The sequence below is a fragment of the Providencia sp. PROV200 genome (assembly GCF_049901995.1).
Taxonomy (GTDB): domain Bacteria; phylum Pseudomonadota; class Gammaproteobacteria; order Enterobacterales; family Enterobacteriaceae; genus Providencia; species Providencia rettgeri_E.
Map to the genome: position 1 here is coordinate 2,316,783 of NZ_CP096307.1, position 24,823 is coordinate 2,341,605.

16 protein-coding genes and 1 pseudogene are annotated in these 24,823 nt (G+C 42.8%); 14 read left to right on the forward strand and 3 right to left on the reverse strand.

Going from position 1 to position 24,823, the window contains the following annotated elements; all coding sequences use genetic code 11:
• Window positions 1–133 precede the first annotated feature (133 nt).
• Together M1E86_RS10650 and arsC are read left to right on the forward strand one after the other, a co-directional pair.
• Window positions 134–1,597 carry a beta-barrel assembly-enhancing protease gene (locus tag M1E86_RS10650; RefSeq protein WP_213912620.1) on the forward strand — a complete coding sequence of 488 codons (1,464 nt, stop codon included), beginning with the start codon at window positions 134–136 and terminating at the stop codon, window positions 1,595–1,597.
• 11 nt (window positions 1,598–1,608) lie between these two features.
• Complete coding sequence (gene arsC, locus M1E86_RS10655; protein WP_125891137.1) at window positions 1,609–1,965, forward strand: arsenate reductase (glutaredoxin); 357 nt, start codon at window positions 1,609–1,611, stop codon at window positions 1,963–1,965.
• Window positions 1,966–2,008: 43 nt separating this feature from the next.
• Here the strand turns inward: arsC and hda are convergent, their stop codons facing one another.
• The 3 genes from hda to upp form a co-directional block, all read right to left on the reverse strand.
• On the reverse strand, window positions 2,009–2,710 hold the full coding sequence (gene hda, locus M1E86_RS10660; RefSeq protein WP_036957653.1) for a DnaA inactivator Hda: 702 nt from the start codon (window positions 2,708–2,710) through the stop codon (window positions 2,009–2,011).
• A 127-nt stretch (window positions 2,711–2,837) separates the two neighbouring features.
• Entirely contained in the window at window positions 2,838–4,133 is a 1,296-nt protein-coding gene (gene uraA, locus M1E86_RS10665) for a uracil permease (RefSeq protein WP_004253542.1), read from the reverse strand.
• Window positions 4,134–4,231: 98 nt separating this feature from the next.
• Complete coding sequence (gene upp, locus M1E86_RS10670) at window positions 4,232–4,858, reverse strand: uracil phosphoribosyltransferase (protein WP_004253541.1); 627 nt, start codon at window positions 4,856–4,858, stop codon at window positions 4,232–4,234.
• Between the two features lie 353 nt (window positions 4,859–5,211).
• Between upp and purM the strand changes: the two genes are divergently transcribed.
• The 12 genes and pseudogenes from purM (at window position 5,212) to baeR (ending at window position 24,762) form a co-directional block, all read left to right on the forward strand.
• Window positions 5,212–6,252: a phosphoribosylformylglycinamidine cyclo-ligase gene (gene purM / locus M1E86_RS10675; RefSeq protein ID WP_426099084.1), complete on the forward strand. Its 1,041-nt coding sequence runs from the start codon at window positions 5,212–5,214 to the stop codon at window positions 6,250–6,252.
• Entirely contained in the window at window positions 6,252–6,890 is a 639-nt protein-coding gene (purN, locus tag M1E86_RS10680) for a phosphoribosylglycinamide formyltransferase (RefSeq protein WP_213912618.1), read from the forward strand. The genes purM and purN overlap by 1 nt, the downstream gene beginning before the upstream one ends.
• 235 nt (window positions 6,891–7,125) lie before the next feature.
• On the forward strand, window positions 7,126–7,713 hold the full coding sequence (gene speG, locus M1E86_RS10685; RefSeq protein ID WP_125891140.1) for a spermidine N1-acetyltransferase: 588 nt from the start codon (window positions 7,126–7,128) through the stop codon (window positions 7,711–7,713).
• A 54-nt stretch (window positions 7,714–7,767) separates the two neighbouring features.
• Window positions 7,768–9,837, forward strand: a complete 2,070-nt coding sequence (gene ppk1 / locus M1E86_RS10690) for a polyphosphate kinase 1 (RefSeq protein ID WP_125891141.1) — start codon at window positions 7,768–7,770, stop codon at window positions 9,835–9,837.
• 4 nt (window positions 9,838–9,841) lie between these two features.
• Window positions 9,842–11,371: an exopolyphosphatase gene (locus M1E86_RS10695; RefSeq protein ID WP_213912617.1), complete on the forward strand. Its 1,530-nt coding sequence runs from the start codon at window positions 9,842–9,844 to the stop codon at window positions 11,369–11,371.
• Window positions 11,372–11,731: 360 nt separating this feature from the next.
• Window positions 11,732–13,018: pseudogene (gene mgtE / locus M1E86_RS10700) on the forward strand (magnesium transporter); the annotation flags it as partial.
• Between the two features lie 585 nt (window positions 13,019–13,603).
• Window positions 13,604–14,956: an MFS transporter gene (locus M1E86_RS10705; RefSeq protein ID WP_319863236.1), complete on the forward strand. Its 1,353-nt coding sequence runs from the start codon at window positions 13,604–13,606 to the stop codon at window positions 14,954–14,956.
• Between the two features lie 250 nt (window positions 14,957–15,206).
• Window positions 15,207–16,451: an MdtA/MuxA family multidrug efflux RND transporter periplasmic adaptor subunit gene (locus tag M1E86_RS10710; protein ID WP_213912615.1), complete on the forward strand. Its 1,245-nt coding sequence runs from the start codon at window positions 15,207–15,209 to the stop codon at window positions 16,449–16,451.
• Window positions 16,451–19,573, forward strand: a complete 3,123-nt coding sequence (locus M1E86_RS10715) for an MdtB/MuxB family multidrug efflux RND transporter permease subunit (protein WP_213912614.1) — start codon at window positions 16,451–16,453, stop codon at window positions 19,571–19,573. The genes M1E86_RS10710 and M1E86_RS10715 overlap by 1 nt, the downstream gene beginning before the upstream one ends.
• Complete coding sequence (gene mdtC / locus M1E86_RS10720; RefSeq protein WP_213912613.1) at window positions 19,573–22,674, forward strand: multidrug efflux RND transporter permease subunit MdtC; 3,102 nt, start codon at window positions 19,573–19,575, stop codon at window positions 22,672–22,674. Before M1E86_RS10715 ends, mdtC begins: the two co-directional genes overlap by 1 nt.
• Window positions 22,664–24,052: a two-component system sensor histidine kinase BaeS gene (gene baeS / locus M1E86_RS10725; protein WP_213912612.1), complete on the forward strand. Its 1,389-nt coding sequence runs from the start codon at window positions 22,664–22,666 to the stop codon at window positions 24,050–24,052. Before mdtC ends, baeS begins: the two co-directional genes overlap by 11 nt.
• Window positions 24,049–24,762, forward strand: a complete 714-nt coding sequence (gene baeR, locus M1E86_RS10730; protein WP_213912611.1) for a two-component system response regulator BaeR — start codon at window positions 24,049–24,051, stop codon at window positions 24,760–24,762. Before baeS ends, baeR begins: the two co-directional genes overlap by 4 nt.
• Window positions 24,763–24,823 lie beyond the last annotated feature (61 nt).

Here is a 24,823-nt window from a genome sequence, read left to right on the forward strand (position 1 = left end):
ACAGATTTTACGATAGCTTTTGCTATCATGTGTTTTAAACTTTTCGCATTTTTAAGTGCCTTACTTAAAGTACACCCGAAATAAAGTCGGTACTTACCCTAAATTAAAATGTTGTATGGGATACTCACGTTTCATGAAGAAAAATTTAAAATGTCCATTATTGGCTTTCATGATCGCTGCGCTAATGAACGGTGCAGTTTTACCTGCTTATAGTGCAATTGAAGATACCTTACCCGATATAGGAACGACGGCGGGAGGCACTCTTAGTATCAACCAAGAAATTATTATGGGAGATGCTATCACACGCCAAATACGTGCCAGCACCCCTCTTATTTATGACCCGCTGTTAACCCAATATGTTAACAAACTTGGCATGCGGTTAGTGAAAAATGCCGACTCAGTTAAAACACCGTTTAAGTTCTACTTAGTTAACAACCCCAATATTAACGCATACGCCTATTTTGGGGGAAATGTCGTGCTGCACTCCGCATTGTTCCGGTACAGCCAAAATGAAAGTCAGCTAGCCTCCGTCATGGCGCACGAAATATCTCACGTTACACAAAGGCACCTTGCGCGAATGATGGAAGACCAAAAGAGCACCACGCCTCTCGCGATTGCTGGGACTATTGGTTCTTTACTGTTAGTCATGGCAAACCCTCAAGCTGGTTTTGCAGCATTAACCAGCACGATGGCTGGGGTGCAGCAAGGCATGATAAGCTTTACCCAAGCCAATGAGCAAGAAGCTGACCGTATTGGCTTGCAAACATTACGACGCTCTGGCTTTGACCCACACGCCATGGCTGATTTTATGCAAACCATGTCAGACCAAACCCGCTATATGTCTAAGCCCCCTGAAATCCTGCTAACGCACCCCTTACCGGATAGCCGTTTAGCGGATGCCAGAAACCGCTCGAACCAATACCCTAAAGTGAGTGTGCCTTCATCACTGGATTTTATGTTAGCCAGAGTCCGTATTTTGGCCATGTATAGCACCGAGCAAAAACATGCTTTAGACCAAATCATTGAAAATTACGGGAAAGGTTCTGCACAAGAACAAATTGCGGCTCAATATGGGAAAGCTTTACTCCTTTCCCAAGACAAAAAATACGCAGAAGCAGGTAAAATCCTGACAGAGCTATTAGCGAAACAACCCGATAACCCTTGGTTTATCGACAGTATGACAGATGTCGATATTGAACAGCATCAAGTTGCTAGAGCGGTATCCCGCTTACAAAATGCATTGAAAAAAGCACCAAAAAACACCGTATTTATGGTCAACCTAGCTAATGCGCTAATTAACAATCATCAGTATAAAGAAGCGACAACTTTACTGAATAAATACACATTTGATTACCCTGATGACCCAATTGGTTGGGATTTACTGGCAGAGGCATCCGCAAAACAAGGTAAACGTACTGAAGAACTTGCTGCTTACGCAGAAGGGATGGCATTACGAGGTAATTACGACATTGCGATTAATTATCTCAGTGATGCGAGCCGCCAAAGCCGTTTAGGCAGTTACGAGCAACAGCGTTATGACGCTCGCATTGATGCACTTCGAAAACTACAATTACGCGATCAAAATGCAAAACCGTAAGGAATTAAATAATGACGGATTCAATTAAGATTTATCACAACCCACGTTGCTCTAAAAGCCGAGAAACGTTAGCGCTTTTAACAGATAAAGGCATTACGCCAACCGTGATCGAGTATTTAAATACGCCTCCAAGCGTGGCTGAAATCAAAAAACTGCTTGAAATGTTAGGGTTCAAAGATGCACGTCAATTAATGCGTACCAAAGACGAGTTATATAAAGAATTAAAATTAGCCGATGACTCTTTAACTCAAGCACAACTCATCAAAGCGATGCATGAGAACCCTAAATTGATTGAACGACCTATCGTTGTGAATGGGGATAAAGCGCGTTTAGGGCGTCCACCTGAGCAAGTGAGTGAAATTTTATAACCGCTATTTTGGCAGCTGTACAGCTGCCAACTCGCTTAGCCCGCTAAAGTTTTAGAATATCTTTTACGAAAGGGATCGTTAATTTGCGCTGAGCAACGATGGATGCGTGGTCAAGTTTGTTTAAGATATCAAACAAGGTTCCCATTTTTCTATCTAAGCGTTTTAATACGAAACGGCACACATCTTCCGGTAATTCGAAACCACGAATACGAGCGCGTAATTGAAGAGCCCAAATCTTATCTTCATCACTGAGTGGATGCAGTTTATAAATTTGCCCCCAATCAAGGCGAGAGGCTAAATCAGGTAATTTCAGTTCGATTTGCCGAGGTGGCCTATCCCCAGTGATTAATAAACAAGTTCGGCCAATTTCCAAAATACGATTATATAGATTGAAAATCGCCATTTCCCACTCTTCATCACCCGCAATACACTGAATGTTATCAATACAAACGAGTGATAAATGCTCCATCCCGTCTAGTACTTCAGGGACAAAATATGCACGTTTATCTAAAGGGACATAGCCTACTGCGATGCCTTGTTCAGACAGTTCAGCACAAGCCGCATGCAATAAATGGCTTTTTCCACCACCTTCTCGCGACCAATAATAGATATAACTACCGTGTGGTTGATTAATAGCAGACTGAATAGCAGACAGCAACGCCCCATTTTCCCCTGCATAAAAGCTTGCAAAGGTTTCATCATCTGGCAGATATAGTGGTAATGAAAGCTGTGATGGTGTGTTCAGAAGCGCCTCTGGCTGTACAAATCAATTTTCATCTCGCAGTTTACCATAAAAAATACGGATAGATGAATAAGAACGGTGACCAAATGCCGCTCGAACAACCGAACGGCAATAAGGAAAGTCACATGGCTTATTTTTTATTGCTATCAAGCTCTTGCACTTCAGATGTCACAAACTGCTTTTCAGGCCTAACAAACGTAATAAAGCGGAACAATAATGCCATAAAGATCCCGACTATCGTTGCCAACGCCATACCCTTGAGTTCAGCTTGACCTATATGGATAACCGCACCACTGACACCAATAATTAAAATCACTGAGGTTAAAATCAAATTCTGTGGCTTGTTATAATCGACTTTTGAATCAATCAATACGCGAATACCTGATGCACCAATCACCCCGTATAATAAGAGTGAAACCCCGCCCATTACAGGAACCGGCACTAATTGAATAGCCGCGGCTAACTTACCGACACAAGATAATAAAATGGCGATAATTGCAGCGCCACCAATCACCCAAGTACTGTATACCTTGGTAATTGCCATTACCCCAATGTTTTCACCATAAGTCGTATTCGGTGTTGAGCCAAAGAAACCTGAAATCACTGTAGAGAACCCATTGGCAAACATTGAGCGATGTAAACCTGGCGATTTCATTAAGTCACGTTCAACAATATTCGCAGTGACCACTAAGTGCCCTACGTGCTCAGCAATTACCACTAGAGCCGCAGGTAAAATAGTTAAAATGGCAAACCATTCGAAACGTGGTGTATAAAATGTCGGGATAGCAAACCATGGGGCTTCAATGACAGGGGTGAAATCCACAATACCCATAAAATAGGACAATGCATAACCCGCTAAAAAGCCAATCAAAATCGGGATTATAGATAAAAACCCACGGAAAACGACAGCGCAAAGAATAGTGACCGATAACGTCGTCAAGGAGATAATTAACGTATTTGAATCAACCACTGCACCATCTTTAGGTAAAAGCCCAGCCATACCTGCAGCGGTTTGAGCAAGCTCTAAACCGATCACAGCCACAATTGCTCCCATTGCCGCTGGGGGAAACATCACGTTGATCCACCCTCTTCCCGCAACTTTAACAATCAATGCAACGATACAGAACAACACACCACAAATAATAAAGCCGCCGAGCGCCAGCTCATAACCTAATGGTAATAAAATCAACACAGGGGAAATGAATGCAAAGCTTGAACCTAAATAAGCTGGGATCTGCCCTTTACAAATAAATAGATACAGCAGCGTCCCTATTCCATTAAACAGCAAAATTGTCGCGGGGTTTACACCAAACAGAATGGGTACGATAACGGTTGCGCCAAACATAGCAAACAGATGTTGAAGGCTCAGTGGGATAGTTTGTAATAATGGCGGTCTTTCTTCAACACTGATGGTGCGACGAGTCATGTGACTTTATCCTCTTTTAGCGAAGTGGCTAATCACTGAGTAAGCAGTGAGTCTCTACAATTAATCAAAAAAAAGCCGACTTCTCAGTCGGCTTATCATTATTTAGTACCAAATATCTTGTCGCCCGCGTCACCGAGACCCGGAACGATATACCCCTCTTCATTTAAATACTCATCAATTGAAGCGGTGTATAATTCAACATCTGGATGCGCAGCTTCTAACGCTTTTAAACCTTCTGGCGCTGCAACAAGGACTAAGATTTTAATCGAGGTACAACCCGCATTTTTTAACAAATCAATGGTAGCAATCATTGAGCCACCCGTTGCTAACATTGGGTCAACGACTAATGCCATACGTTCTTCAATGTTAGAGGCGAGTTTTTGGAAATAAGGAACAGGCTGAAGTGTTTCTTCATCACGATAAACACCTACCACACTAATACGTGCACTTGGAATACTATCTAATACACCATTCATCATACCAATCCCAGCACGGAGAATGGGTACTACAGTGATTTTCTTACCTTTAATTTGTTCTATTTCTACAGGACCACACCAACCATCGATAGTCACTTTTTCAGTTTCAAGGTCAGCAGTTGCTTCATAAGTCAGTAGGCTACCAACCTCTGAGGCCAGTTCACGAAAGCGTTTAGTGCTTATATCATGATCTCGCATCAGGCCGAGTTTATGTTTAACGAGAGGGTGTTTTACCTCAACGATCTTCATGGGTTTCTCCTACTATTTAAGACGGCGGCGGACAAAAAAATCGCCGGATTATACCTCTTTTAGCTTTGGTTGCCACTAGATAACACTTGATTTTGGTCAAAACAACAGCGATTAACACAATTTTTTCTAGGATCATACCTTATCTCAGTTAAGTTGAAATTGGCTAAACCGCAAATTTGATTTAAATAAAATCATTTATTATTTTGCTGTACGACGACTTAGCAATCCTCTTTTTTGATCGCGAGTACTAAAAAAATTTCCAACACAAAGCTATCGCAAACGTTTGCCTAGCCTGTTAGAATAATGTCAATGATGTTATTTTTCTCAAAAATGTAATTGCCTTGGGGGCCGTAGTGACTGATAAAACCTCTCTCAGCTATAAAGATGCCGGTGTTGATATTGATGCGGGTAACGCCTTGGTTGAACGTATTAAAGGTGTCGTAAAAGAAACCCGCCGCCCTGAAGTGATGGGCGGGCTTGGGGGATTCGGTGCATTATGTTCCCTGCCACAAAAATACCGTGAGCCTGTTTTAGTTTCAGGCACTGACGGTGTCGGTACAAAATTACGCTTAGCAATGGATTTAAAACGTCATGACTCCATTGGGATTGACCTTGTCGCTATGTGTGTCAATGATTTGATCGTTCAAGGTGCAGAGCCTCTGTTCTTTCTTGATTATTACGCAACAGGTAAACTGGATGTTGATACCGCTGCGAGTGTGATTACGGGTATCGCTGAAGGTTGTAAACAATCGGGTTGCGCGTTAGTTGGTGGTGAAACCGCTGAAATGCCGGGGATGTACCATGGAGAAGACTACGATGTTGCTGGTTTCTGTGTTGGCGTTGTCGAGCGCTCAGAAATCATCGATGGCAGCAAAGTGAGTGCTGGAGATGCTTTAATTGCTTTAGCGTCTAGCGGCCCGCATTCAAATGGTTATTCGCTGGTTCGCAAGATCCTCGAAGTCAGTCAAACCAACCCAGAAAAAACGCAATTAGATGGGAAACCTTTAGCTGACCATTTATTAGAACCAACACGTATTTACGTTAAAAATGTATTAGAGCTGATCGCAAACAGCGATATCCATGCCATTGCACACATTACGGGTGGCGGGTTCTGGGAGAATATTCCTCGCGTACTGCCTGACAACACACAAGCAATTATTGACGGTAGCAGCTGGCAATGGCCTGCTGTCTTTAACTGGTTACAGCAAGCTGGCGATGTGAGCACTCACGAAATGTACCGTACCTTCAACTGTGGAGTCGGTATTGTTATTGCGCTACCACAACAGGAAGTGGCAAATGCGCTTGCTCTGCTGAACAAACTTGGTGAAAACGCATGGCAAATCGGTACCATTGGCACATTACCCGCGGGTGAAGAGCAGGTTGTGATCCGCTAATGAAAAAAATTGTTGTCCTCATTTCTGGCAGTGGCAGTAATTTGCAATCATTGATTGATAACTGCCACTCAGGGGCAATCGGCGCTCAAATTGTTGCGGTCATTAGCAATCAAGAAAATGCTTATGGCCTTATTCGAGCACAACAGGCTGGGATCCCAGCCTGTTATTTAGATGCGAAACAGTATGCAGACCGCCAAGCCTATGATGCCGCCTTACTCGCATATGTTGACCAGTTTCAGCCCGATTTAGTCGTATTAGCCGGTTTTATGCGCATTTTATCAGCCCAATTCGTCAACCACTTTGCGGGGAAATTACTCAACATCCATCCTTCTTTGTTACCTAAATATCCTGGTTTACACACACACCGTAAAGCATTGGAAAATGGAGATAAAGAACATGGTACATCCGTTCATTTCGTTACTGAAGAACTCGATGGCGGGCCTGTGATTTTACAAGCTAGAGTGCCTATCTTTGAACAAGATAACGAAGACGATATTATCGAGCGGATAAAAACCCAAGAACATGCGATTTATCCATTAGTCGTTGAGTGGTTCATCAGTGGCCGATTAGTGATGGATAACGGTAAGGCTTTGTTAGATAATAATATTTTACCGCAACAAGGTTACGCTAACGAATAATATTCGTGATACGCGAAATCGCATTTTAAGGGTGGATCTCCACCCTTTTTTCGTCGTATTTCACATGGAATAACATAGAGCAGTATTGAGTTAAACCGCTTCCCCCTAAGTAAAATGAATTATTTTTCAACAAGGTGATAATCTCTCTGTGCTATGTCATTATTTTATCGTAAATAAATGTTATCCTTAGCTTCGAAGAACAAAACATTTTTCCTAACTAAATAGAGGTATTTTTATGACTACCGGGCAAGTTCATCCGTTTAGGTTGCGCCCACTTGAACGTGAAGATTTAGCTTTCATTCACCAGCTTGATAATAATGCCAGTGTTATGCGTTATTGGTTTGAAGAACCTTACGAAGCTTTTGTTGAGTTAAGCGATCTTTACGATAAACATATTCATGACCAGTCTGAGCGCCGCTTTATTGTCGAGAACGACAGCGAAAAAGTTGGCCTAGTCGAATTGGTCGAGATTGACTATATTCACCGACGCTCTGAATTTCAGATTATCATTGCACCAAGACATCAAGGTCATGGCTATGCGAGTCGCGCTGCAAAATTAGCAATGGACTACGCGTTTTCTGTATTAAACTTATATAAACTTTATCTTATTGTTGATAAAGAAAATGTCAAAGCTATCCATATTTATAATAAACTAGGCTTCCATACTGAAGGCGAACTGATCGACGAGTTTTTTGTCAATGGCCGTTATCACACCGCTATCCGTATGTGTATTTTTCAACAACAATATTTTACGATGAAGCAGCAATCTGCCAATCCAGAAAGTGTTATTAGCCAAGATAAAGCAATTAAACAACACATTTAGCTAACTGACTGGTATCATAGCCATAAAGTAATAAGAGTCTAATACGGAGTTAGAATGTCCCAAGAACGTCTCTATCATGAAAAAGAGTTAAGCTGGCTGTCTTTTAACGAGCGTGTTTTACAAGAAGCAGCCGACAAGCGTAACCCTCTTATTGAACGAATGCGTTTTTTGGGGATTTATTCCAATAATCTAGACGAATTTTATAAAGTCCGCTTCGCCGACGTCAAACGCCGTATTTTAATTAATGAAGAACGCGGTTCGGCAAGCGGTGCTCGCCATTTATTAAAAAAAATTCAATCAAGAGTTGCCAAACAAGAACAAGAATTCGATATTCTCTACAATGACTTACTATTGGAAATGGCGCGTAATCAAATATTCTTGATTAACGAACGGCAAATTTCTCCACGCCAACAGATTTGGTTACGTCAATATTTTCGGCAGAATCTGCGTCAGCATATTACGCCAATATTAATTAATCCTGATACCAATCTCGTTGAATTCCTAAAAGATGACTACACGTATCTTGCTGTTGAAATCATCAATGGTAACCAAATTCAATATGCACTGTTGGAAATTCCTTCCGATAAAGTGCCTCGGTTTGTTAACCTACCGCCTGAAATGCCAAAGCGTCGCAAGTCAATGATTTTAATTGACAATATCCTTCGCTATACACTGGATGAAATTTTCAAAGGCTTCTTTGATTACGATAAGCTCAATGCCTATTCGATGAAAATGACGCGTGATGCGGAGTACGACATCGCAACAGAGATGGAATCGAGCTTACTTGAGATAATGTCATCCACATTAAAACAGCGTTTAACCGCAGAGCCTGTACGTTTTGTCTATCAACGTGATATGCCTGACGAAATGGTTGCTCTTTTACGTGAAAAACTGGGGTTATCCAGTGATGACTCCGTGATTGCTGGCGGTCGCTACCACAATTTTAAAGATTTTATTAACTTCCCGAATGAGGGAAATAAAAATTTATTAAACAAGCCATTACCAAGGCTGCGTCATCGTTGGTTTGATAATTTCCGTAACGGTTTCGATGCCATTCGTGAACGTGATGTGCTGCTGTATTATCCCTACTATACCTTTGAGCATACTTTAGAGTTATTACGACAAGCGTCTTTTGACCCGAATGTCTTGTCGATTAAAATTAATATTTACCGTGTCGCGAAAGACTCTCGCATTATCGACTCTGTCATTCATGCCGCCCATAATGGAAAAAAAGTCACGGTGGTCGTTGAGTTACAAGCACGGTTTGATGAAGCCGCCAATATTCATTGGGCTAAACGGTTAACCGAAGCCGGCGTGCATGTTATTTTCTCCGCGCCAGGGCTTAAAATCCATGCAAAATTATTTATTATTTCACGTATGGAAGAAGGCCAAATCGTTCGCTATGCCCATATTGGTACGGGTAATTTTAACGAAAAAACCGCTCGGCTTTATACCGATTACTCCCTACTCACTGCAAATGAGCTGATCACCAACGAAGTTCGTCGGGTATTTAGCTTTATTGAAAACCCATACCGCCCAGTGACTTTTGATAATTTAATGGTGTCCCCACAAAATACACGGATCCGTTTGATGGCCTTAATTGACCAAGAAATCGAAAATGCGCTCGCTGAGCGGCCCAGTGGCATCACATTAAAAATCAATAATTTAGTCGATAAAGAGTTAATTGACAAACTGTATGATGCCTCCAATGCGGGTGTCAAAATTCGTTTGTTAGTCAGGGGGATGTGCTCTTTAGTGGCAGGTCAAGCTGGCTACAGTGAAAATATTCAAGTAACCAGTATTGTTGACCGCTTCCTTGAGCATGACCGTGTCTATGTTTTCACCAATGCAGGTGACGAAAAAGTCTTTATTTCCTCCGCTGACTGGATGACGCGCAATATTGACTACCGCATTGAAGTTGCCGTTAGCTTAGTCGACCCACATTTAAAACAACGGGTGTTGGATATTTTAGAGCTGCAATTTAGCGATACCGTAAAAGCACGTTATGTTGACAAAGATTTAAGTAATCATTATGTTCCCCGCGGAAATAAACGTAAAATTCAGGCCCAACTTGCTGTGTATGATTATTTAAAATCAATCGAAACACCTGATACAAGAGCTTAAAAATATGCCAATAACCAACGCATCAACACCGAGACCACAAGAAATTGCGGCTATAGATTTAGGCTCAAATAGTTTTCATATGGTCATTGCCCGTATTGTCAACGGTGCATTGCAAGTTCTCACTCGTTTAAAAAAGCGTGTTCACCTCGCTGATGGCCTGAGTGACACGAATGAACTAAGCGAAGAAGCCATGGAGCGTGGGCTTGCCTGCCTCGCGTTGTTTGCCGAACGGTTACAAGGTTTTTCCCCTGAGAACGTGTGTATTGTTGGGACTCACTCATTACGGGTGGCGACTAATGTAAAACAGTTTCTGCAACGCGCTAAAGAAATCATCCCTTACCCGATTGAAATCATTTCAGGCCAAGAAGAAGCTCGCTTGATTTTTATGGGGGTTGAACACACTCAACCCGAAAAAGGCCGTAAATTGGTTCTCGATATCGGTGGTGGTTCAACAGAATTAGTCATTGGTGAAAAATTTGAGCCTCTTTTGATTGAAAGTCGTCGAATGGGCTGTGTGAGTTTTGCCCGTACTTATTTTCCAAATGAAGAAATTACCCCTGAATTTTTTAGTCGCGCTTATCTAGGGGCTTGCTTAAAATTAGAAAGCACCGCAATTTTATTTAAAAAACAAACATGGGACGTCGCAATGGGCGCTTCTGGTACTATCAAAGCCGCCCATGGTGTGATACAAGAATTAGGCTATAAAGACGGCATTATCACTCGGGAACGCCTTATCGAAATCAAGCAAATGGCATTAAAATATAAGTCATTTAGCTCGTTGAATATATTAGGTCTATCTAACGAACGTAAACGCGTATTTGTTCCTGGTTTAGCCATTTTACTTGCTGTATTTGATTCCTTAGAAATTAAAGAGTTACGTTTATCTGACGGCGCATTACGTGAAGGCGTTTTATATGAAATGGAAGGCCGCTTTCGCCACCAAGATATCCGCCAGCGTACTGCATTAAGCCTTGCTGAACATTATAATATCGACAGAGAGCAAGCTAAACGCGTATTAAAAACGATGGAAGAGCTTTATTTCCAGTGGGGGCAACAAAACCCCAAGCAGCTCAATCCCCAGCTGGAATCCATTTTAATATGGGCAGTTATGCTCCATGAAGTTGGCTTAAGCATTAATCATAGCGGTATGCACCGCCATTCTGCTTATATATTGCAAAATACCAATTTACCGGGTTTCAACCAAGAACAGCAATTATTACTTGCAACATTGGTGCGTAACCATCGAAGGGCTATCAAGTATGACGATATCCCTAAATTTAACTTATTTAAAAGAAAACAATTTATGCCGCTTATTCAAATTTTGCGGCTAGCCATTTTGTTAAATAATCAACGCCAATCTACAACGATCCCCTCTTCATTACGAATAGAAACGGATGATGGGCACTGGACTCTCTATTTACCATCTGAATATCTCGCGCAAAATGCATTGATGTTATTAGATTTAGAAAAAGAGAGTGGCTATTGGGAAGATGTTCCCGGTTGGTCGTTGACTATTTGCGCAGAAAATGAGTGAGTTGCGGCCATTATTGTAGTGATTTATTCTTATTATTCATCATTGATGACTTTAAGATCACCGCTTATTTGACTCAACTATTTGATATATTATTTAAATAGGCGACAATAATGATAATAAATTTCGTCCGCTCGCAGACGAATTCATAAAAAGCGCTTTTGCGCTGCTATTGCTTTAAGGATTAAAATGTCACAATCTGCTTTCTCAACCGATGCGTTGCCAACAGTCAACCCGCATTCTCAAAAACTGGCGCATATTCGTCAGCAAATCCTGACGCTATTTTTAGATGACGAAGAGTTCGTCCATGCGCTTGTTGAAAATGACCAACACGTCAGTATTGATGACAAAGCAATTAGTGAAAAAATTAGTCTTGTAAAAGAATTGCTACTTGATTTACATACTGCAGATATCGCCGATATCTTAGAAATGCTTCCTTATGATGAGCGTTTAGCATTATGGCGCCTAGTTGATAATAACGAGCGTGGTGAAGTGTTAGTTGAAGCTTCTGTTTCTGTTTGGGATAGCCTAATTAAGGATATGTCTGACAGAGAGCTTCTTCGCGCAGTTGCTAACTTACATGTTGATGAACAAGCCTATATTGCTGAGCATTTACCTCGCGACACCATGCGGCGGCTCCTCACTTATTTAGAGCCTAGCCTACGTAGCCGCATTCGCGAAGTTTTACAATATGCGAAAGATAGCGTCGGCCAAATGATGGATTTTGAATTCGTCACGGTACGTCCAAATGTAACGCTCAAGACCGTTCAACGTTATTTACGTCAACGCGGCAAGATCCCAGAAGCAACCGATAAAATTTTCGTTGTCGATAACAATAATTATCTGCAAGGTGAATTACCACTAACCACTATTTTAACGCAATCCCCTGAAAAGATAGTCGCTGATGTGATGAAAACTGACACTGTCACCTTCTTACCGGATGAAAAAGGGGAAGATGCAGCGAGTGCGTTCGAACGTTATGACTTAATTTCTGCGGCTGTTGTTGATAACAGCGGCCTACTAATGGGCCGCTTAACGGTTGAAGATATCGTTGATAATATTAGTGAAGAAAATGATAACAGCATTCGTCGTATGGGGGGGTTAAGCCCTGAAGAAGACGTTTTCGCCCCTGTCGGCCAAGCCGTTAAAACCCGTTGGACATGGCTGGCCATTAACTTATGTACCGCTTTTGTCGCTTCTCGTGTGATTGGCGTTTTTGAAGATACCATTTCCCAATTAGTCGCTTTAGCCACATTAATGCCTATTGTTGCCGGAATTGGCGGTAATACGGGGAACCAAACCATTACCATGATTGTTCGTGCCATTGCCCTGCACCAAATACAAAACAACAGTTTCTCTTTCTTAATGTTAAGGGAGCTTGGCGTCGCCTTTATTAATGGGGTTGTTTGGGGAGGAATAATGGGGGTGGTCACCTATTTCCTATATGGTGATATTGCGATGGGCGCAGTCATGACATTAGCGATGATTTTAAACTTGTTAATGGCCGCGATTATGGGGGTGCTAATCCCTCTCATTATGCTGAAAATGGGCAAAGATCCTGCTATCGGTTCAAGTGTGATGATCACCGCTATCACAGACACAGGCGGTTTCTTTATTTTCCTTGGCTTAGCAACTCTCTTCCTCGTTTAAATTTGCTTTGCACGCGCCTTTTTTTTCAGTTGGGCGCGTGCGAATTATAAAACACTCCCGCCAATAACAAAACCCAGCTAAAAAACCAAAATTCCGCAAACAGCCATTTTATTTATCTATTAACTTAATAAATTCATAGTTATTTAGTTTATCTAGATTAATAAAACTAATAATAATAAAAAATAATTAGGTTATATTTGTTTACGGTAATTCAGTAAGAATTTATTAAATTAAATATAATTAACACTATAACTAGCTAATTTAAATATACGATATTCTGCAAAATTAATATTATTGACATCATATAAGGTTATTTATCATCGCGACAAACTAATAGACCAATAAAAACAAACTAATTGGAATGTTGAGCTTGTTTTTGGGGTTGAGGTTTACAGAATATAGAATTTCCTGCTATAAATATACACATGCAAAAAAGATACTGTGTATTAAACTAAGTTATACCCATCCAACGTTTTATACCTCTTATCTGTGCCAATATAAACATTAGCTCATTAATATGAGCCAATACTTGTTATTTTTAATTTATGTAAATTTAGTATTTCAGGTAGTTAGAAGGAAACTATAATGACACCGCAAACCGCCAGCCAGCCCTCTGCGAGGCCTTTGGGCAAAGAAGACTATAAAACATTAGGTTTATCCTCTTTAGGGGGAACTCTTGAGTTTTATGACTTCGTTATCTTTGTTTTTTACGCAAAAATTATTTCCCAACTATTTTTCCCAGGGGATAACGAATTTCTCGCGCTAATGGCAACACTGGGTCTATTTGCAGCAGGTTACCTTGCTCGCCCTCTTGGTGGCATTATCATGGCTCACTTCGGGGATAAAATTGGCCGCAAGAAAATGTTTACCCTCAGTATTTTCTTAATGGCATTCCCAACATTTGTCATTGGTTTTTTACCAACGTTTGAAACCATTGGTGCTGCAGCGCCATTATTACTGCTGTTAATGCGCATTATGCAAGGTGCCGCGATTGGTGGCGAAATGCCAGGTGCCTGGGTATTTATTGCAGAACATACACCAAAACAACGTTATGGCTTAGGTGTCGGTACACTCACTTCTGGGATCACCGGTGGTATTTTATTAGGCTCTATCGTTGCCATTATTATTGAGCGCTCTTATACCACAACTGAGATCCATGATTTTGCATGGCGTATTCCATTTATTCTTGGTGGTGTTTTTGGGTTTATCTCTGTGTATTTACGTCGTTTTTTACAAGAAACTCCGATATTCAAAGAGCTGGCAGCCAAAAAGGCCTTGTCACAAGAGTTGCCAGTCAAAACCGTCATTAAATCCCATAAACAAGCTTGTATGATCACCGCTGCGCTGACCTGGTCATTATCAACAGCCATCGTTGTCACTATTTTAATGACACCTGACGTCGTGTTAAAAGGGATCTATCACATTGACCGTAATATTGCATTGCAAGCCAACTGCGCAGCAACTTTAACCTTAACATTAGGCTGTATCTTCTGGGGTTGGTTAGGCGATAAAACCGGCACACGTACATCAATGACGTTATCGTGGGGCGGATTAGCCGTAACCGCAATTTATTTCTATTCGTCATTATCCTCTGATATCGCTGCAAGTATATTGATTTTTAACTATGCATTAATGGGCTTCTTTGTTGGTGCGATTGCAACCACACCGATTATCAGTACACGCGCATTCCCACCTGAAATTCGCTATTCTGGCCTGTCATTCGCTTACAATGTGGCTTATGCAATTTTTGGTGGTTTAACACCAATATTGACTGGTGCTTGGTTGCAGCAGTCTCACATGGCACCGGCTTATTATGTCGCTGGCGTCTCATTATTAGCCGTTGCCGTAGCCTTTATCCCATTATCTTGGAAGGGTTGGACAGTCAATTCTGAGTCTTCAAGCGAAAAATCTGCAGTCCTAAACGCTTCTAGTCTGTAAAATCTATTGCACCCTATTAATTAGGGTGCAAACCTTATTTCAGGAAAGCAGTTAATTTCCCCTCCCCCCGCTTTTACAAGCATAGAAGTCGATAAGTACAAAAATTGACACTTATTCATATTTCCTCCATTTTTCTTTGTACCTATCACGTTAAACTACTAATATGTCTAACTGACTCTTTTTTGTTAGTTTTTTATTATACTGTCTAATGGATCTCATCCACTTTTTTGAGTTAAGCGAATTACCCAAAATGAATAAACAAAAACAACGCAAACCTTTTATTCGCTCTGCCATTTTTATTGCCATTATTGCGGCAGCTGGCGCCTCTTGGTATTTTTATCATCAAGAAAAACAATCAGATACACAATCTACTAATGCTGTAGCAAAACCAAATTCACAACGAAGCGCGATGGGCCGCCCACCGCGTGTTTTAGCCCCTGTGCAGTTTGCCGTGGCTGAGCAAAAAGTGGTTCCACGCTTTTTATCGGGTTTAGGCACAGTACAAGCTGCAAATGTTGTCACCGTAACCAGCCGTGTTGAAGGCCAGTTAATGCAGTTGTATTTTACCGAAGGGCAACACGTTAATAAGGGCGATTTATTGGCACAGATTGACCCCCGCCCATTTGAAGTTCAGCTATCACAAGCGGAAGGCCAACTAGCTAAAGACAAAGCAACATTAGCGAATGCGCAATTAGATTTAGTTCGTTATCAAAAACTTGCTGGCACGAAAGTGATTTCGCAACAAGAGCTAGATAACCAAAAAGCGGCGGTCTTACAGGCACAAGGCAGTATTAAAGTCGACCAAGCAGCCGTCGACAACGCCAAACTGCAGCTAACCTACAGTAAAATTACCGCCCCCATTTCAGGGCGTGTTGGTTTAAAACAAGTGGATGTCGGAAACTTTATCTCTGCGGGGACCTCAACCCCTCTTGTTGTTATCACGCAAACTCAACCTGCAAATGTCCTTTTTGCGTTACCTGAAGGCGATATTCCCGCGATCCAGCAGGCCCAATCCTCTGGTGAGAAAGTGTTGATTGAAGCTTGGGACAGAAACAATATCGCACTTATCGCAAGTGGTGAGCTACTCAGTACGGATAATCAAATTGATGCGGCAACAGGCACGCTTAAAATAAAAGCGCGCTTTACTAACGAAGAAGAAAAACTTTTTCCAAATCAATTTGTTAACGTGAAGATGCAAGTTGAAACGCTGCAAAATGCCGTCGTGATCCCAACCGCTGCCCTGCAAATGGGCAATGAAGGCCATTATGTCTGGATATTGAGTGATGATAATAAAGTCAGCAAACACAATGTCACTGTGGGTATGCAAGACAGCCAACAAGTGGTTATTGAAAGCGGACTTGCTGCAAATACCAAAGTCATCACCGATGGTGTTGATAAACTCACGGATGGCACAACGGTTGAAGTCGTTACCCCTGAAAGCATTGCCAAAAAAGAGTCCCGCAAAGGTAAACCGAATAGCGCGGAGAAAGCGTAATGCAGCCTGAAATGTTAAAAGGCGGTGGGCCTTCTCGTTTATTTATTTTGCGCCCTGTTGCTACCACATTATTCATGGTGGCTATATTACTTGCAGGGATCATCGGCTATCGTTTCTTACCTGTTTCAGCCCTGCCCGAAGTCGATTACCCGACGATCCAAGTTGTTACCCTTTACCCGGGAGCCAGCCCCGATGTGATGACCTCTGCGGTGACTGCCCCATTGGAAACCCAGTTTGGGCAAATGTCAGGTCTTAAACAGATGTCATCGCAAAGCTCAGGAGGAGCATCAGTTATCACGTTAATGTTCCAATTAACGTTACCTTTAGAGGTCGCGGAACAGGAAGTCCAAGCTGCGATTAATTCCGCCAGTAGCTTACTGCCTTCTGACTTACCCTATCCTCCTATTTATAATAAGGTTAACCCTGCTGACCCGCCTGTACTCACCTTAGCGGTTACCTCTGATGCGATGCCGTTAACGCAAGTGCAGGATATTATTGAAACGCGAATTGCCCAAAAAATATCCCAAGTCAATGGGGTGGGCTTAGTCACCTTAGCGGGCGGCCAGCGCCCTGCTGTTCGCGTGAATATCAACCCGCAAGCCATGGCAGCCAAAGGATTAGATAGCGAAACGATCCGCCTTGCCATTAACAATGCGAACGTCAACTCCGCAAAAGGGAGTTTCGATGGCCCAACGCGGGCGGTAACGCTGTCTGCTAACGACCAAATGAAGTCACTTGACGACTATCGTCAACTTATTGTGGCCTTCCAAAATGGGGCACCAGTGCGTTTGGGCGATATTGCAACGATTGCACAAGGGGCTGAAAATGCCTATTTAGGGGCATGGGCTAATAATGAACAAGCGATCGTGATCAATGTTCAACGACAGCCCGGTGCTAACGTCATTGAAACCACTGATACCATTCGTTCCCTGCTGCCTGAACTGATTGAAAGTTTACCTAAATCGGTTAATGTCGATATTTTAACCGATAGAACCAGTACCATTCGTGCTTCCGTTAATGATGTACAATTTGAGTTAATGTTAGCTATCGCCCTCGTAGTGATGGTAATTTATTTGTTTTTACGCAATGGAATTGCCACTTTGATACCGGGCATTGCCGTACCACTGTCACTCGTTGGTACCTTTGCTGTGATGTATTTTTGCGGTTTTTCTGTCAATAACCTCACCCTAATGGCTTTAACCATCGCCACCGGTTTTGTGGTCGATGACGCGATAGTGGTGATTGAAAATATTTCCCGCTACTTAGAACAAGGCGATAAACCTCTGGTCGCTGCACTCAAAGGGGCGGGTGAAATCGGGTTTACCATTATCTCCCTTACCTTTTCCTTGGTTGCGGTGTTAATCCCGCTGTTATTTATGGGGGATATTGTCGGTCGGTTATTCCGTGAATTTGCCATTACCTTGGCTGTGGCGATTTTGATTTCCGCGGTCGTCTCTTTGACGTTAACGCCAATGATGTGCGCGCGTTTATTAAAACCGGAATCACAACATAAGCATAATCGTTTCGAGTTAGCGTGCGAGCGTTTCTTTGACCGTATGGTTGCTGGATACGCAATTTGGTTAAAACGTATTCTCAACCACCAATGGTTAACGCTTTCAGTGGCGCTAGGCACCATGGTACTGACTGTCTTGCTGTATATGTGGATCCCAAAAGGGTTTTTCCCATTACAAGATAGTGGAATTATTCAAGGCTCAATTGAAAGCCGTCAATCCATTTCTTTTGATGCAATGGCGCAAAAGCAGCAAGAAGTCGCATCAAAACTATTAGCCGATCCCGCGGTCGACAATGTCACCACCTATGTGGGAGTTGATGGCAGCAACCCAACATTAAACAATGTGCGCTTACAAATTACCTTAAAACCCCTTGATGAGCGTGAAGACAGGGTTGTGGCGATTATTGACCGTCTACAACAATCCGTGGATAACATTGCAGGGGTGAATTTATATCTGCAACCCATGCAAGATCTCACCATCGATACGCAAGTGGCACGAACGCAGTATCAATTCACTTTACAAGCCGGTTCATTAGAGGAATTAACCACTTGGGTTCCACGCTTGTTAGACGCCCTAGACCAACAACCTGAACTCACTGATGTCAGTAGTGATTGGCAAAATAAAGGGTTAGTTGCTTATGTGAATGTGAACCGCGATACAGCAAGCCGTTTTGGTATCACGATGTCAGCCATTGATAACGCTTTATATAATGCATTTGGGCAGCGAATGATTTCGACTATCTATACGCAGTCAAATCAATATCGAGTGATATTAGAACATGACACACAAACCCGTGATGGTATGGATGCGCTGAATGATATCCGCCTAAAAGGAACTGATGGTGCCATTGTCCCATTGAGCACCTTAGTGAACATTCGAGAAGGTAATGGGCCATTAGCCATTAATCACCTCGACCAATTTCCCGCAGTGACCTTTTCGTTTAATGTGGCGGATGGCGCTTCGCTTGAGTCTGCCGTCAATGCCGTGAAATTGGCCGAATCACAAATTGCTATGCCAAAATCCATTACCACGCAATTCCAAGGGGCGACTTTAGCCTTTGAAGCTGCGTTAAGCAGTACTATCTGGCTAATTGCAGCTGCAATTGTGGCAATGTATATCGTATTGGGCATTTTATATGAGAGTTTCATTCACCCGATTACTATTTTGTCTACCCTACCGACAGCCGGGGTTGGTGCACTACTCGCTTTAATGATGGCCGGGAAAGACCTTGATGTTATTGCGGTCATCGGCATCATCTTATTAATTGGTATCGTGAAAAAGAATGCCATTATGATGATTGACTTTGCCCTTGCTGCAGAGCGTGAACAGGGAATGTCCCCTTATGATGCCATCTACCAAGCATGCTTGCTGCGTTTTCGCCCAATTTTAATGACCACCATGGCGGCATTGCTGGGTGCCTTACCATTAATGTTAAGTACCGGTGTCGGTGCAGAATTACGTCAACCGTTAGGTATTTGTATGGTTGGCGGCTTAATTATGAGCCAAATCCTTACCCTATTTACCACACCAGTGATTTATTTATTGTTCGACCGCCTTTCTCATTACTTTAAAGACCGTCGCCAAGCGAAGAAGGCACAGGTGTCATAATGAAGCGCTTCTTTGCTCTATTTATTAGCCGCCCGGTAGCGACCACGCTTATCAGCGTTGCGATTACCTTGTGTGGTGCCTTGAGTTTTTTGTTTTTACCGGTTTCTCCGTTGCCTCAAGTAGATTATCCTGTGATCAACGTGACAGCGTCACTTCCTGGCGCATCACCCGAAACCATGGCGTCCTCGGTTGCGACGCCACTTGAACGCTCTTTAGGCAGTATTGCGGGGATCAGCGAAATGACCTCAAGCAGTGCGCTTGGGCGAACCACTATTACCCTTGAGTTTAATCTCGACAAAGACATTAATAACGCGGCACGTGAAGTGCAAGCCGCGATTAATGCTGCACAAAACTTATTGCCCAGCGGTATGCCAAGCCGTCCACGTTATTACAAGTCAAACCCGTCTGATGCGCCAATTATGATCTTAACCATGACCTCAGATACTATGGGTACTGGCGAAATTTATGATATAGCGTCGACGCGTTTAGCCCAGCGAATTGCGCAGATTGAGGGGGTTAGTGAAGTTTCAGTGGGGGGAGGTTCGCTCCCTGCAGTTCGGGTTGAACTCAACCCAACCGCCCTATTTAATCAAGGGGTTTCCCTTGATGCCGTGCGCTCAGCCATTAGTAGTGCAAACGTTCGCCAACCACAAGGCTACATCAATGATGATGAAAAACGTTATCAGGTACAGACCAATGATGAATTAAAAAAAGCCGCCGATTATCGGCCGATTATTGTTCATTATAGCCAAGGTAATGCTGTAAAGCTCAGCGATGTCGCCAATGTAAAAGATTCCATTGAAAACGTACGCGCTGCCGGTATGGCAGACGGTAAACCGGCTATTTTGATTGTTATTCGCCGCGAGGCGGGTGCCAATATCATTGAGACAGTGAATCGAATTCGTGATGAATTACCTGAATTCAATGACATGATCCCAGCCGCTATTGATTTAAAAGTGGCACAAGACAGAACACCGACCATCCGTGCGTCTTTAGCTGAAGTGGAACGCGCCTTGCTGATTGCCGTTGCTTTGGTGATCCTCGTTGTGCTGCTGTTCTTACGTTCAGGTCGCGCTACTTTGATCCCTGCAATTGCCGTCCCCGTTTCATTGATTGGAACTTTTACGGCCATGTATTTATGTGGCTTTAGTTTAAATAACTTGTCATTGATGGCATTAACGGTTGCGACGGGCTTTGTGGTCGATGATGCGATTGTCGTATTGGAAAATATCTCGCGTCATATCGAAAATGGTAAAAAACCGTTTATTGCGGCGGTTAAAGGCGTGCATGAAGTCGGCTTTACCGTCGTTTCCATGAGTATTTCCTTAGTGGCTGTTTTTATTCCGCTACTGCTTATGGATGGGCTCGTCGGTCGCTTATTTCGTGAGTTTGCCATTACCCTTGCAACCGCTATCGGTATTTCGTTGGTGATTTCGCTAACGCTCACCCCCATGATGTGTGCTTATTTACTGAAGAAACGCCCTCACAACGTCAAAGCCAAGCATCGCGGGTTTGGCCGTGTGTTATTGCGCTTGCAAGAAAGTTATGGCGTCGCTTTAAAATGGGTACTCGAACATCGCCGTAGTGTTCTCGCGGTGCTATTTGCCACAATCGGCTTAAACGTTTATCTGTATATTACCGTTCCAAAAACTTTCTTTCCTGAACAAGATACCGGCCGTGTGCTGGGCTTTGTTCGCGCAGACCAAAGTATTTCATTTCAGTCAATGAAAGAAAAAATGACCCGTTTTATGCAGCAAGTTAAAGCCGACCCAGCGACGGATAATGTCACCGGTTTTACTGGCGGTAGCCGAGTAAACAGCGGTTTTATGTATATCTCATTAAAACCACTGGGTGAACGTACTGAAAGTTCAGCTGAAGTCATTAATCGGTTACGCATGAAATTAGCCAATGAGCCTGGGGCTAACCTGTTTATGATGCCAGTACAAGATATTCGTGTGGGAGGTCGACAGGCCAATGCCAGTTACCAGTTTACCCTGCTTGCAGATGAACTTTCAGCATTGCGTGACTGGGAACCCGCCATTCGTAAAGCACTCGGTGAATTGCCACAGCTGACCGACGTGAACTCGGATAAGGAAGACAAAGGCGCAGAAATGGCTATCACCTACGATAGGGACTTAATGGCCCAGCTAGGTATCGATGTCCGTGAAGCCAACAGCTTGCTCAACAATGCATTTGGTCAGCGCCAAGTTTCCACTATTTATGAGGCAATGAACCAATATAAAGTAGTGATGGAAGTTGCCCCTGAATATACGCAAGATGTCAGTGCTCTCGATAAGATGTTTGTCATCAACAAAGATGGAGACGCTATCCCACTGTCGTATTTTGCGCGTTGGCAGCCGGCGAATGCCCCATTAAGCGTAAATCACCAAGGGTTATCTGCTTCATCCACTATCGCGTTTAATGTTGCGGACGGCTATACCTTAAATGATGCCATTGTCGAAATTGAAAAAACCATGACTGCACTTGGCGTACCATCGACGGTAAGAGGCACTTTTGCAGGAACGGCACAAATATTCCAAGAAACCTTACAGTCACAATTGTTTTTAATTTTAGCCGCCATTGTGACCGTTTATTTGGTTCTGGGTATATTATATGAAAGTTATATTCACCCACTGACAATTTTATCAACCCTTCCCTCTGCAGGTGTCGGTGCATTATTAGCCCTTGAGTTATTTGACACTCCATTTAGTTTAATCGCCTTAATTGGCATCATGCTATTAATTGGGATCGTCAAGAAGAACGCCATTATTATGGTGGACTTTGCTATTCAAGCACAAAGAACAGCGGGTTTAACCGCTCAAGAAGCCATTTTCCGCGCCAGTTTATTACGTTTTCGCCCTATTTTAATGACGACACTCGCCGCTATTTTTGGTGCGTTACCGTTAATGTTAGGTAGTGGTGATGGAGCAGAACTACGTCAACCTCTCGGGATCACCATTGTCGGTGGCTTAATAATGAGCCAATTGCTGACTTTATTTACCACGCCTGTTGTGTATTTAAGTTTTGATAGCTTAAGGCAACGTTGGCAGCGCAAAAAGTCACTAACGCAAAAAATCGCGGAGAATAACCATGAAGCTTAGGTTGAATAGTGTGAGTACTCGCCTCTTTCTGGCTATTTTTGCGACATGCTTATTGCTAGTGCTGATTATGCACCAAGGCGTACGCATGAGCTTTCAACACGGCTTTATTGATTATATAAAAGAAAATGACCAGCAGCGTGTAGAACTGGTTTCTTCCGCCCTTGCGGAACAATATGAAGAGATGGGCAATTGGGGTTTTCTGATTGGTAATGAACGCATTTTTTTTCGTATTTTGCGCTCGGTAGAGCATCAACAACACCGCGGTCCTATGCGCCAGCGTTGGCGAACAACTTTTTGGGTTTATGATACACAGAACAGGCTCATTTTCGGGCAAGACACACCTTTACCTAGTAAAGTCTTGCGTGAACCCATTATTACCAGCGGTGGTGATACCGTAGGCTGGCTTGTTGCCAGCTATGAAACGGGCATTAGCAGTGCCCTTGACCGCCGTTTTGATACCAAACAAATGTACACCAGCTGGATCATCGCTGGGCTGTCTTTATTTGTGGCCCTTATTGCCACATTATTTCTTGCTCGTAGCTTTTTAAGACCCATCAAGCGTTTGCTCGAAGGAACAAATCAGCTCGCTAATGGTGATTTCACTACACGGGTTCCTGAGTCTGGCCGCGATGAACTTGGGCAACTGGCTAAAGATTTTAACCATCTGGCCTCGACCCTCGAAAAAAACGAACAAATGCGGCGTGATTATATGGCGGATATATCCCATGAGCTCCGCACCCCATTGTCAGTTTTACGCGGTGAGTTAGAAGCGGTGCAAGATGGTGTTCGCCAAGCCACGCCCGAAACAATTAATTCCCTACTCAATGAAACCCAAACTTTAATTAAGCTGGTTAATGACCTCCACCAGCTCTCGTTATCGGATAGAGGCTCATTGGTCTATCGTATGCAACTTACCGATATCATTCCTTTAATTGAAATGGCAATAGGCCAAGCTCGCTGGCGGTTAGAAGACCAACAACTTTCGGTTGAACGAAAATTTATTGCACAAGGCAACGTGTTTGCAGACCCTGACCGCATCACCCAGTTGTTCTATAATTTGATGGAAAACAGCTTACGCTATACGGATCCACACGGTAAAATTGACGTTCAAGTCACACAAGACCAAAACCAGCTCAATATCATTTGGCAAGATAGCGCCCCAGGGCTTACTGCTGAACAATGCCAACATTTATTTGAACGTTTTTACCGCGCTGAAGGCTCTCGTAATCGCGCCAGTGGTGGTTCCGGTTTAGGCCTGGCCATTTGCTATAATATTGTTGAGGCTCACCATGGTACAATTTCTGCGGCACCGTCATCATTAGGTGGTGTCAAAATTACCATTAATTTACCGATTCAATTAAAAGATAAAGGGTTATGATCATGGCTGAACAGAGTAATACCCCTATTTTGGTTGTGGAAGATGAACCCAAATTAGGCCAACTGCTGTTTGACTATTTACACGCTGCAAACTATCAACCCGCATTAATTGCGCGTGGTGATGAAGTCATCGATTATGTTAAGCAGCATCAACCTGCACTTATTTTATTAGATTTAATGTTGCCCGGTATGGACGGCATATCCGTATGCCGTGAATTGCGAAAATTTAGTGATGTTCCCATTATTATGGTGACCGCAAAAACAGAAGAAATTGATCGTTTGCTAGGGTTAGAAATTGGGGCTGATGACTATATTTGTAAACCCTTTAGCCCGCGAGAAGTTGTGGCTCGTGTCAAAACCATTTTACGTCGTTGCCAGCCAAATATGGCGGCGTACAACAGCCAAACGAATAATGATAATCAAACCAAACTAATTATTGATGAAAATGCCTTTCAAGTACGCTATGGCTCACAGTTACTTGAACTGACACCCGCTGAATTTCGGTTACTCAAATTTATGTCTGATAATGCGGGTATGGTGTTTTCTCGTGATCAGCTACTGGATATCTTATATGACGACCACCGGGTAGTCACTGATCGTACCATTGATAGCCACGTCAAAAATTTACGCCGTAAATTGGAATCTCTCGATAACGAAAAAACCTTTATTCGCTCAATTTATGGCCTTGGCTACCGTTGGGATGAATATTAATCAACCAATAGACATACTGTTCTTGTGGGATATTTGGTTTTTTTATCAAATAGGAGTAAAA

What these genes read in the sequence shown, in the direction of transcription:
- speG (WP_125891140.1), top strand. Translation starts at nt 7,126, where the DNA reads ATGACTACCGGGCAAGTTCATCCGTTTAGGTTGCGCCCACTTGAACGT.
- purN (WP_213912618.1), top strand. Translation starts at nt 6,252, where the DNA reads ATGAAAAAAATTGTTGTCCTCATTTCTGGCAGTGGCAGTAATTTGCAA.
- uraA (WP_004253542.1), bottom strand. Translation starts at nt 4,133, where the DNA reads ATGACTCGTCGCACCATCAGTGTTGAAGAAAGACCGCCATTATTACAA.
- M1E86_RS10650 (WP_213912620.1), top strand. Translation starts at nt 134, where the DNA reads ATGAAGAAAAATTTAAAATGTCCATTATTGGCTTTCATGATCGCTGCG.
- arsC (WP_125891137.1), top strand. Translation starts at nt 1,609, where the DNA reads ATGACGGATTCAATTAAGATTTATCACAACCCACGTTGCTCTAAAAGC.
- M1E86_RS10705 (WP_319863236.1), top strand. Translation starts at nt 13,604, where the DNA reads ATGACACCGCAAACCGCCAGCCAGCCCTCTGCGAGGCCTTTGGGCAAA.
- upp (WP_004253541.1), bottom strand. Translation starts at nt 4,858, where the DNA reads ATGAAGATCGTTGAGGTAAAACACCCTCTCGTTAAACATAAACTCGGC.
- ppk1 (WP_125891141.1), top strand. Translation starts at nt 7,768, where the DNA reads ATGTCCCAAGAACGTCTCTATCATGAAAAAGAGTTAAGCTGGCTGTCT.
- M1E86_RS10695 (WP_213912617.1), top strand. Translation starts at nt 9,842, where the DNA reads ATGCCAATAACCAACGCATCAACACCGAGACCACAAGAAATTGCGGCT.
- M1E86_RS10715 (WP_213912614.1), top strand. Translation starts at nt 16,451, where the DNA reads ATGCAGCCTGAAATGTTAAAAGGCGGTGGGCCTTCTCGTTTATTTATT.
- baeR (WP_213912611.1), top strand. Translation starts at nt 24,049, where the DNA reads ATGATCATGGCTGAACAGAGTAATACCCCTATTTTGGTTGTGGAAGAT.
- M1E86_RS10710 (WP_213912615.1), top strand. Translation starts at nt 15,207, where the DNA reads ATGAATAAACAAAAACAACGCAAACCTTTTATTCGCTCTGCCATTTTT.
- mdtC (WP_213912613.1), top strand. Translation starts at nt 19,573, where the DNA reads ATGAAGCGCTTCTTTGCTCTATTTATTAGCCGCCCGGTAGCGACCACG.
- baeS (WP_213912612.1), top strand. Translation starts at nt 22,664, where the DNA reads ATGAAGCTTAGGTTGAATAGTGTGAGTACTCGCCTCTTTCTGGCTATT.